Source organism: Candidatus Pelagibacter sp. HIMB1593 (genome assembly GCF_052047755.1).
Taxonomy (GTDB): Bacteria; Pseudomonadota; Alphaproteobacteria; order Pelagibacterales; family Pelagibacteraceae; genus Pelagibacter.
On sequence record NZ_JBNAJK010000001.1, the window covers coordinates 1,203,323 to 1,213,359 of the forward strand.

At 31.9% G+C, this 10,037-nt stretch carries 12 protein-coding genes; all 12 read right to left on the reverse strand.

The window, feature by feature from the left end; all coding sequences use genetic code 11:
* Window positions 1-9: 9 nt before the first annotated feature.
* From ACTTA0_RS06410 to ACTTA0_RS06465, 12 genes are read right to left on the reverse strand one after another with little or no spacing between them, the layout of a single operon-like run.
* Window positions 10-963: an electron transfer flavoprotein subunit alpha/FixB family protein gene (locus ACTTA0_RS06410; protein WP_440676468.1), complete on the reverse strand. Its 954-nt coding sequence runs from the start codon at window positions 961-963 to the stop codon at window positions 10-12.
* Window positions 963-1,712 carry an electron transfer flavoprotein subunit beta/FixA family protein gene (locus ACTTA0_RS06415; protein WP_440676469.1) on the reverse strand — a complete coding sequence of 250 codons (750 nt, stop codon included), beginning with the start codon at window positions 1,710-1,712 and terminating at the stop codon, window positions 963-965. Before ACTTA0_RS06415 ends, ACTTA0_RS06410 begins: the two co-directional genes overlap by 1 nt.
* Complete coding sequence (locus ACTTA0_RS06420) at window positions 1,712-4,144, reverse strand: GcvT family protein (RefSeq protein ID WP_440676470.1); 2,433 nt, start codon at window positions 4,142-4,144, stop codon at window positions 1,712-1,714. The genes ACTTA0_RS06415 and ACTTA0_RS06420 overlap by 1 nt, the downstream gene beginning before the upstream one ends.
* A 57-nt stretch (window positions 4,145-4,201) precedes the next feature.
* The gene (locus ACTTA0_RS06425) at window positions 4,202-4,675 is read right to left on the reverse strand and encodes a hypothetical protein (protein WP_440676471.1); all 474 of its coding nucleotides are present in this window, start codon (window positions 4,673-4,675) and stop codon (window positions 4,202-4,204) included.
* Complete coding sequence (locus ACTTA0_RS06430; RefSeq protein ID WP_440676472.1) at window positions 4,647-5,216, reverse strand: NAD(P)H-dependent oxidoreductase; 570 nt, start codon at window positions 5,214-5,216, stop codon at window positions 4,647-4,649. The genes ACTTA0_RS06425 and ACTTA0_RS06430 overlap by 29 nt, the downstream gene beginning before the upstream one ends.
* Window positions 5,217-5,262: 46 nt before the next feature.
* Window positions 5,263-6,873 (reverse strand): hypothetical protein, encoded by a 1,611-nt coding sequence (locus tag ACTTA0_RS06435; protein ID WP_440676473.1) that lies wholly within the window; start codon window positions 6,871-6,873, stop codon window positions 5,263-5,265.
* A gap of 46 nt (window positions 6,874-6,919) precedes the next feature.
* Window positions 6,920-7,339, reverse strand: a complete 420-nt coding sequence (locus ACTTA0_RS06440) for a DUF6691 family protein (RefSeq protein WP_440653906.1) — start codon at window positions 7,337-7,339, stop codon at window positions 6,920-6,922.
* On the reverse strand, window positions 7,336-7,755 hold the full coding sequence (locus ACTTA0_RS06445; RefSeq protein ID WP_440633579.1) for a YeeE/YedE family protein: 420 nt from the start codon (window positions 7,753-7,755) through the stop codon (window positions 7,336-7,338). Before ACTTA0_RS06445 ends, ACTTA0_RS06440 begins: the two co-directional genes overlap by 4 nt.
* Window positions 7,756-7,759: 4 nt before the next feature.
* Window positions 7,760-8,194 (reverse strand): CoA-binding protein, encoded by a 435-nt coding sequence (locus ACTTA0_RS06450; protein WP_440618200.1) that lies wholly within the window; start codon window positions 8,192-8,194, stop codon window positions 7,760-7,762.
* Between the two features lie 4 nt (window positions 8,195-8,198).
* Window positions 8,199-8,399 carry a hypothetical protein gene (locus tag ACTTA0_RS06455; protein WP_440653903.1) on the reverse strand — a complete coding sequence of 67 codons (201 nt, stop codon included), beginning with the start codon at window positions 8,397-8,399 and terminating at the stop codon, window positions 8,199-8,201.
* Between the two features lie 2 nt (window positions 8,400-8,401).
* A complete protein-coding gene (locus tag ACTTA0_RS06460; RefSeq protein ID WP_440676474.1) occupies window positions 8,402-9,181 on the reverse strand; it encodes an enoyl-CoA hydratase in 780 nt (259 codons plus the stop codon).
* Window positions 9,182-10,033, reverse strand: a complete 852-nt coding sequence (locus ACTTA0_RS06465) for a HalD/BesD family halogenase (protein WP_440676475.1) — start codon at window positions 10,031-10,033, stop codon at window positions 9,182-9,184.
* Window positions 10,034-10,037 lie beyond the last annotated feature (4 nt).

Here is a 10,037-nt window from a genome sequence, read left to right on the forward strand (position 1 = left end):
CTGTAAGGATTATTTTTGTATAGTGTTTAATTTGTTCAGTTCTTCCATGAACTGAGGCAAAGCTTCAAAGAGATCTGCTTCAAGACCATAATCAGCAACGCTAAAAATTGGGGCCTCACCATCTTTATTAATTGCAACTATAACTTTACTTTCTTTCATGCCCGCTAAATGCTGAATTGCTCCTGATATTCCAACAGCTATGTATAAATCTGGTACAACAACTTTTCCGGTTTGCCCAACTTGATGATCATTGCTTATATAACCAGCATCAACTGCAGCTCTTGATGCTCCAATAGCTGCTCCAAGCTTATCAGCAATTTCAGTAATTAATTTAAAGTTATCTCCACTTTGCATTCCTCTTCCACCTGATACAACAATTCTAGCTGTACCTAGTTCAGGTCTATCAGATTTAATTTCTTCTCTTTTTATAAATTTTGTATTTGAAAATTCTTCACCAGCATCAATTTTCTCAATTGGTGCTGAACCCCCTGAGCTTTCACAAGGATCAAATGAAGTTGGTCTAATAGTTACACATTTTTTTGCATCATTACTTTTAACTGTTGCAAAAGCATTCCCAGCATAAATTGGTCTAACAAAAGTATCAGATGATATTACTTTTATAATGTCACTAACTTGTGAAGTATCAAGATGAGCTGCAATTCTTGGCATTAAATTTTTACCAAATGTATTTGCTGAACAAATGATATGAGAATAACTTTCCGCTAGTTTAACCACAACTGGAGCAAAATTTTCTGCAGTGAAATTTTCATAGTGTGGTGCTTCAACACTTAATACTTTTTTAATTACTGGAAGCTCTGATAATTGTTTTGATGCCTCTGCACTATCATTTCCAATTATCACAGCATGAACTTCGCTATCAATTTGTGAAGCGGCTGTAGCCGCATTTAATGTAAATGGTCTTAACTCTTTATTATTATGCTCTGCTATAAGTAAAACTGCCATTATATTACCTTTGCCTCATTTTTTAATTTTTGAACTAATTCTGCTACATTAGCCACTTTAATGCCCGCTTTTCTTTTTGGTGGCTCTTCTACTTTAATTTGCTCTACTCTTGGAGAAGTATCAATACCTAGATCAGATGCAGAAATTTCTTCAATTGGTTTTTTCTTTGCCTTCATAATGTTTGGAAGAGAGGCGTATCTTGGTTCATTTAATCTTAAATCGCAAGTTACAATAGCAGGAACATTTATTTCAATTGTTTCAAGTCCCTCATCTATTTCTCTAGTAACTTCTAGCTTATTATCTTTTACATCAATCTTTGATGCAAAAGTTGCTTGTGGCCAATTTAATAGTGCACTCAACATTTGACCTGTTTGATTACAATCATCATCAATTGCTTGTTTTCCCATAAAAACTAAATCTGGTTTTTCTTTTTCAACAATCTTTTGTAAAATTTTTGAAACAGCTAAAGGTTCTAGTATTCCATCAGCTTTAACATGAATTCCTCTATCTGCTCCAACTGCTAAAGCCTTTCTAACAGTTTCTTGAGCTTTTTCTTCTCCTACAGTTATTGCAACCACTTCACTTGCTTTTCCTGCTTCTTTAATTTTTACTGCCTCTTCGATTGCATTATCATCTGGTGGATTAGTTGACATTTTTACATTGTCTGTAACTACGCCAGTTCCATCTTCTTTAACTCTGATTTGAACGTTGTAATCAATAACTCTTTTTACTGCTACTAAGATTTTCATTAAGCTCTCAACAAATTATTTTCTGAATCGTATGGACTTTCATCTAAAACTGTAGCGTCATACATTTCACCCAATATATCAACTTGTAATTTGTCGCCCACATTAGAACAATCAGGTTTTACCATTGCAAGAGCTATTGATTTATCTAATCTAAAACCAAACTCACCGCCTGTTGCTCTCCCAACCACCTTACCGTCTTTAAATATAGGATTATTTCCTAAAACATCAGCATCTTTAGTATTGTGAACTTCTAAAGTTACTAATTTATTATCAAAACCTTTTTCTCTCCATTTATTAAGTGCTTCTAAACCAATAAAGTTTCCTTTATTTGGATGAATAAATCTATCTAGTCCTGATTCATATGGAGAATATTCAATCGACAATTCTGTTCCAACTAATTTGTAAGATTTTTCTACTCTTAAACTATTCATTGCTCTGATACCAAAAGGTTTAATTCCTAAATCTTTACCAGCTTCCATTAATTTATCAAAAATATGATTTTGATACTCGATTGGATGATGAAGTTCCCATCCGAGTTCACCAACAAAATTTACTCTCATGGCATTAACTGGTGCATATCCTACATTCACATTTTTTGCTGTAAGCCATTTAAAGTTTTCATTAGAAAAATCATCTGTTGAAACTTTTTGCATTAGTTGTCTTGCTTTAGGGCCAGCAACTACCAAGACACCTGTGCTATTTGTTAAATCTTCAAAAATTACAGATCCATCATCTGGCATCCATTTTTGAATCCAATCATGATCTAATCTTAAATTTGCTCCAGCAGATACTAAGTAATAACTATTCTCAGCTTCTTTCATAATTGTAAATTCTGAATGCACACCACCTTTGGTATTTAATGCGTGGCATAGATTTATTCTTCCAATCTTTTTTGGAAGCTTATTTGCAACTAAATAGTCTAAAAACTCTTCTGCTTTAGGTCCTCTTATTCTGCATTTTGCAAAGGCAGTCATATCTAAAAGACCAACATTTTCTTTTACGTTTTCACATTCCTTTTTAATTGCATCAAACCATTTTGATCTTCTAAACGACCAATCATCCTTTTGTTCCATTCCATCTGTTGCAAAAAAGTTAGGTCTTTCCCATCCAAATTTTTGTCCAAAAACTGCTCCTAAATTTTTCATTCTTTCGTAACACGGAGCTGTTCTTAAAGGTCTTGCTGCAGGTCTTTCTTCATCGGGATAGTGAACTATAAACACATGACTATAAGCTTCTTCATTTTTAGCCTTCAAATAAGATTTTGTTGCATAGTTTCCATATCGTCTTGGCTCAACACCCAACATATCAATTGTTGGTTCACCATCTACAATCCATTCAGCAAGTTGCCAACCAGCACCACCTGCTGCAGTTATTCCAAAACTATGACCTTCATTAATCCAAAAATTCTTTAATCCCCAGGCAGGTCCAACAATTGGATTTCCATCAGGTGTATAACAAATTGCTCCATTATAAACTTTCTTAACCCCAACTTCTCCAAAAGCTGGAACTCTATGTATTGCTCCTTCAATATGTGGGGCTAATCTATCTAAATCTTCTTGAAATAATTCGTATTCAGAATTCTTTGATGGTCCTTCTACATAACATGCTGGTGCACCATCTTCATAAGGTCCTAAAATTAATCCACCCGCTTCTTCTCTCATATACCATCTACTATCGCTATCTCTTAAAACTCCCATTTCTGGTAAACCGTCTTTTTTTCTTTGTTGAATTAAAGGATGAGGTTCGGTCACGATATATTGATGTTCAACAGGAATAACTGGAATATCTAATCCAACCATTTCACCAGTTTGTCTTGCAAAATTTCCAGAACAAGAAATTACATGTTCACATTCAATTGATCCTTTATCTGTTTCAACAATCCATCCATCTTTTGTTTGTCTCATTGATAGAACAGTTGTGTTTCTATAAATCTCTGCTCCCCTATTTCTTGCACCAGTAGCTAAAGCTTGTGTTAAATCTGCAGGTTGGATGTATCCATCTTCTGGGTGTTGAATTGCTCCAACTAAATCATCTGTATGACATAGAGGCCAAATTTCTTTTACTTGTTGTGGAGTTAAAAACTTTACATCTACTCCAATCGTTCGAGCGACACCTGCGTACTGGTGGTACTCATCCATCCTATCTTTTGTACTTGCCAAACGAATATTTGAAACAACACTAAAGCCAACATTTTTTCCAGTTTCTTCTTCTAAAGTTTTATATAGATTTACTGCATACTTATGTAGCTGACCTACAGAGTAACTCATATTAAATAAAGGCAATAAACCTGCTGCATGCCAAGTTGAACCTGAGGTTAATTCTTTTCTCTCAACAAGAACTACATCAGACCAACCTTTTTTTGCTAAATGATAAAGAGCACTGACACCAACTACTCCACCACCAACTACTACGACTTTAGTTTTTGTTTTCATTTCGTGATTCCTACTAAATTTTTATTAGTAACGAAACAAAAATGTATCTGTGGATAATCAAATTGAGCTACCAAGTGGAATTGGACTTGAGACCATTGTGGTCAACCAGCAATCTTTTAAAACTCCTTCGTCTGTATATTTTTCAACCTGCCAATTGAACTTGTGATAAATTTTGTCCTTATCTAAAATGATGACCTCAAATTGGGCCCATTTGTCACTACTACCAAGCTCAGTGACAGTGTGGCTTAGATGATTAATCATCATTTTATAGGAGGCTCCTTTGATCATTCGCTTAAAATTATCTAGGGGACCTGTTACTCTTTTATTATTCGGGTGAGCAAAGGTCCATGTTTGCTCTATCCCTCTATCTTTATATTCCAAATCATTTTGTTTGAGACCATTAAGTTGAATTTCAACAACTTCTTTTGGAGTAATATTTTTGCTTGGGTTTATCAACTCTGAATATGAATAAACAGTAGTTAATAATAGAATTAATAAAGTGCTAAATATTATTCGCAGTTTTTTTAACATCTTCTAAGAACTCTTGTCTTTTTGAGTCGCTTACAAAAGGTACTGCAAAATATCTTCGATAGGTAATGTTATATATGCCACACATATGAAATACCCCTCTTTTAAGTCTTCTAATCGGTAAATTTAAAAAAAATGTAGTTATAGCTAGTCTTGGTGAACCATATGTGCAAAAAATTACCGCTTTCTTTTTTCTTAAATTACCAATTGGATAACCATAGTTTCCAACTAGTTGCTTAAATCTAAATGCCCATGGCGGTGCCAACACTTTATCAATCCATCCTTCAACAATTGCTGGCATTCTAAAATTCCATATTGGCGCAACTAATACAATTGTATCACACTCTTCTATTCTCTTACGATGATCTAAGACTTCATCACTTGGGTCTTCTCCAGCAAATACAGGATCAAATTTTTCTTTGTATAAATCTACAACGTCTACTTTGTTACCTTTTAATTCAGAGTGTTTGATAAATTCATTTTTAATTGCTGCGTTAAATGAATTTTCATTATAATGACCGTAAACTAGGAAAATTTTTTTCATAATTTTTAATTAACAAAAAAAACCAAAAAAACTATAAAATTATTGTTTATTCTGAGGTTTTGTACTTACTATTGTTAATTATATAGACAAATAAAATAGGCAAAATAAGTGTAAGTAAAGTTACAACAATTAACAATATCCCAAGCTCTGAATAATCAGCAGTAGTTTGAATTTCTCCTGAAACTTTATCTTTTACTTCTCTAGTAACTGTAAAAATTTGATTTAAATATTTTGTCCCTAAAGCACTTGCTGAAAGAGCTAAATTTGTAAAAGAAGCAAAAACTGCAAAAAAAGTTGCTTTAAGATGTGAAGGGGCATTTTTAGCAATCCAAGCTAATAAAGGTATCATTGATACCTGACCTAATGGAGACTCTAAAGCTGTATTTAGTATCGCTATAAATTTAGCATCAACTACACCACCTGTTATTGAAGCGGTCCAATTATGAAATCCATAATACATTCCAACACTTGGTAAAAATAAAATTGCACCAGCTATACTTAATACAACAATAATTTTTGCAATTGAGTTATTGGCCATAAAAGGTCTCAATAAAACAATTCCAGCCAATGTTAAAATTGATGCCAGTAAAGACAAAATTGAAAAAAATTGTTCATTAAAACCAAGTTCATCAATTTCAAACCACGTTAGACCAGGACCAGGACCTGGCATTGCTCTAAATATAAATATAATTACTGCAGTACCAACAATTGTTAACCTTAAATTTTCTGGCAACTCTTTGATGAGCTTAAACATCAAAAATAAAATTATGATAACTGAACCAATGAAAACAATTTCTTGTGCAAAAGGAACTTTGAACGATCCGATAGATAAAGTGAAAATAACAAAAATTAAGCTTCCTCCAAGGATCCACCAATTAATTTTTGTTTTCTCAGTTCCTCTTTCTTCTTTAAATTCAAGTCCTTTAGATTTTAAATTTTGAATTTTCTTATTCCTTAAATATTTTGCTAAAAATACCCCTAAGATTGAAACAATTGGAATAACTAACGCATATAAATAAATTTTACCGTATAGAGAAATTTTAGCAGACTGTTCTAGGCTATCTACATCTCTAAATAAAATTACATTCACCAACGCAACTAAAACAGTGCCTCCAATAATTGCAAAACGACCAAAGGTTTGCATTGTTGTATGCATAATTTTAACTTGATCTTTACTGTAATCATTTCCACTCTCATCAGTTAATGGGACAGCTTCAACAGTCATAGCATCAGCAACAACATCTTGAATTACATAACCAACAGGTGCTAAAATTACGCTAATCACAAACCAAGTCTCAACTGTGAAAATTTCAGACATGTCTTCTGTATGAATTATAAGTCCATACATAATCAGCAAACTTAAAGCGATTAAAGAAGCGCCAAAGTAAACCATATAATTTTTTCTATTCCATATAAGATCTACCAAATGTCCTAAAGGCATTTTTAATGCCCAAGGAATTCCAGCCCAGAACCCAAGTCCAGCTAAAAAAGCTGCAGATAAATTTAAGTAATCTTTAACAAAAAAAGTTCCGACTATTCCAGTTAATCCAGAAATACCAGCCGCAACATAAACCATCAAAGGAGGTAAATAAGTCCATTTAAATTGTCGACCTAAATCTAAAAAAGTACTGTCTAAAAATTTTAAAACTTTATTCATAAAAATTATTTCTACTCATTATAAACAATTAAGAAAAATTATAAATTTATCTTGAGGAGCTTAAATTGAATGATTTAACTAAGTAAAATCCTACAAACATTGAAACAACAAAAGTTATTGAGTAAATATTCAATAAAGCAACAGATGTTATCGCTGGACCAGGACATAACCCTCCTAAGCCCCATCCAGCACCAAATAATGCTGAACCTAATATTAATTGATTATTAATTGTTTTGTTATTTGAATAATTAAATTTCTCTGCAAGTAGTGGTTTTTCTTTTTTCTTAATTATATGAAACAAAGGAGATGAAACAGCCAAAGCTCCCATCATGACAAATGCAAGAGAAGGATCCCAATTTCCAAATAAATCTAAAAAGCCTAATACTTTTGCTGGATTAACCATTTCAGATATCACTAAACCAATACCAAATATTATACCTGAAATAAGGGAAGCTAATTTGTTCATAATAAATTTTTTATAAATACAGTTAATATTCCAACAATCATAAATGTAATTGTTGCAATAATTGATCTTAAAGAAAATCTTCCAATACCACTTATACCGTGGCCACTTGTACAGCCACCACTGATCCGTGTTCCGATTCCAACCAACAAACCCGCTGCTATCATCAAGACATAAGAATTAGAAATACTAATGTTAATTCCTCCTTTAGAAAATAAGGAATAAATAAATGGTGCAATAATTAATCCCAATAAGAATAATAAATTATCAAATTTATTTTCTTTTTCTGTTAACGCATTACTTGCGATACCACTTATTCCTACTAAACGACCGTTCAGTAAAAAAAATACCACTACTGCTAATCCAATTATCAATCCGCCAGTAAAGGCAGGAATTGGTGTAAAATTTTCTATGTTCATAAAATTAATTACTCAAAACAGGAAAAGCCTGTCTGACTTTTAAAAAAAATTTTTGATATTCCATTTTAGTACATTTGTTTTCTACGTATTCTATATTATTTTTTTCTACAAGTGACTTAGCATTTTCGTCTCTTATTCCAAGTTGTAGCCATAATACTTTAGCGCCAATTTTCACAGTATCTTCAGCTATGCCAAAGGCTTCTTTAGAAGGTCTAAAAACATCTACAATGTCTATAGGATCTTTAATCTCTGTTATCGAAGCATACACTTCTTCACCTAAAATTTTTTTACCCTTAGCTGATGGATTAACTGGATAAACTTTATAACCATACTCTTGCATATATTTCATGACAATAGTTGAGGGTTTTTTTAAATCATTACTGACACCAATCATTGCTATAGACTTAGAATTTTCTAAAATCCTCTTTATGTCACTCATTTTGTTATTTCTTTTCTTTTTTAATTTGTTCCTCGCAGAATTTTCTTGCTTCTTCCAAATCAGTAATTTTAGTCTCAGATAATTTTTGACTTCCAGCAATACAAGCATCCACTGCTCTTTTAAAATTATGATCTTTAAAATTTAATACAAAGTACATTCCAAAAATAATAAATAAAATAATGAGTATATTTTTTTTATTCTTCATTATTATTTATGTTTCCAATTTGGTTTTCTTTTTTCTAAAAAAGCCGAAATACCTTCTTTGGCATCCATTGCCATCATATTAACAGTCATCATTTTGCTAGTGTAAGCATAAGCTTTTCTTAAAGGCATTTCTAATTGTTTATAAAAAGCTTGTTTTCCAATTTTAATGGTCAAATTTGATTTAGATGCAATTTTTTTTGCTACTTTTAAAACTTCATCGTTTAATTTTGATTTAGAAAAATGATCATTTATTAAACCAATTTCTTTTGCATAATTTGCTTTGATAGGTTCTCCTGTTAAAAGCATCTCCATCATTGGTTTACGATTAATTTTTCTACTAACCGCCACCATTGGTGTGCTGCAAAACAATCCAATATTTACACCAGGTGTCGCGAATAAAGCGTCTTTGGTGCTATATGCGAGATCACAACTTGCAACTAACTGACAGCCTGCTGCAAAAGCTGCCCCATGAACCTTTGCAATAACTGGTTTTTTTCCTTCAACAATTTGCAACATAACCTTAGAGCAAAGATTAAATAACTTTTGATATTTATCTTTTTTTTTTAGACTTCTGACTTCTTTTAGATTATGGCCAGCACTAAATCCTTTTCCTGCACCTTCTATGATTATTACTTTAGTTTTTTTATCAGCATCTAATTTTTTTAATGATTTTAATAAATCGGAAAGATTTTTAAATGAAAGAGAATTATATGTTTTTGGTTCATCAATTATTATTGATGAAATCTCAGAATTAATTCTCTTTATTTTAATATTACTAATCATTTAATCAGTTAATCCATCGGATCTAGCCTGATTTCTTTCTATATGAATTGGCAAAACTTTACCATAAATTGCTTTTGAGTGTTCTGGGGTATTTACTCTATAAGGATCTAAGACATAAGCAGGAATACACATATATCTGGATTTTTGACCTTCTACTTTTGTAACTCTATGAAGAGTAAATCTTCCTTTAAAAATTTGAAGATCTCCTGGTTCTAATTTAAGCTGCATTACTCTTGATCGATCTCCTTCTAAAACTTTTTTTACCTCATCAAAATTTTCGTGTCCTGGTGCTCTAATATTTGGACAATATTCAAAAACACCTCCTTTTTCAGGTTTCTGTATCATCAAGCTTAGAGTGAATTCACAACTATCAAAATGCCAAGGAAGAATTCCATCTGGTTTCATAACATTGTACGCATGACAAGCCAAAGGGTCTGCCCATCTATAAATAGGCGAAATACCTAAACATGCAGAAACAAATTTTAAAAGTTCTTCTGTTTCATAAAGATATTTCATTTCTGAATTTTTTGGAAAGCAATCAGAATTTAAATATCCATTATACCTTTCCATAAAATTTCTCTTTGGATGTTTATCAGGTAAACTTGGATCATCTTTAGCATAAAGATATGCATTGATGCTTTCTTTAGACATATAAACTTCATCAAGTTGTTTTTCTAATTCTGAATTCATTACCTCTAAAGATTTAGGTAAAATAAAATTTGGGATAGTTGAACAACTATATTGATCTAATTCTTCCTTACATTTTTTTACTAAATTTTTAATGATTGGAGAATTTAAATCGTGAATAGGATATTTTTTTAAATCGACAATAGTATTTAATCTATCGTTCATTAAA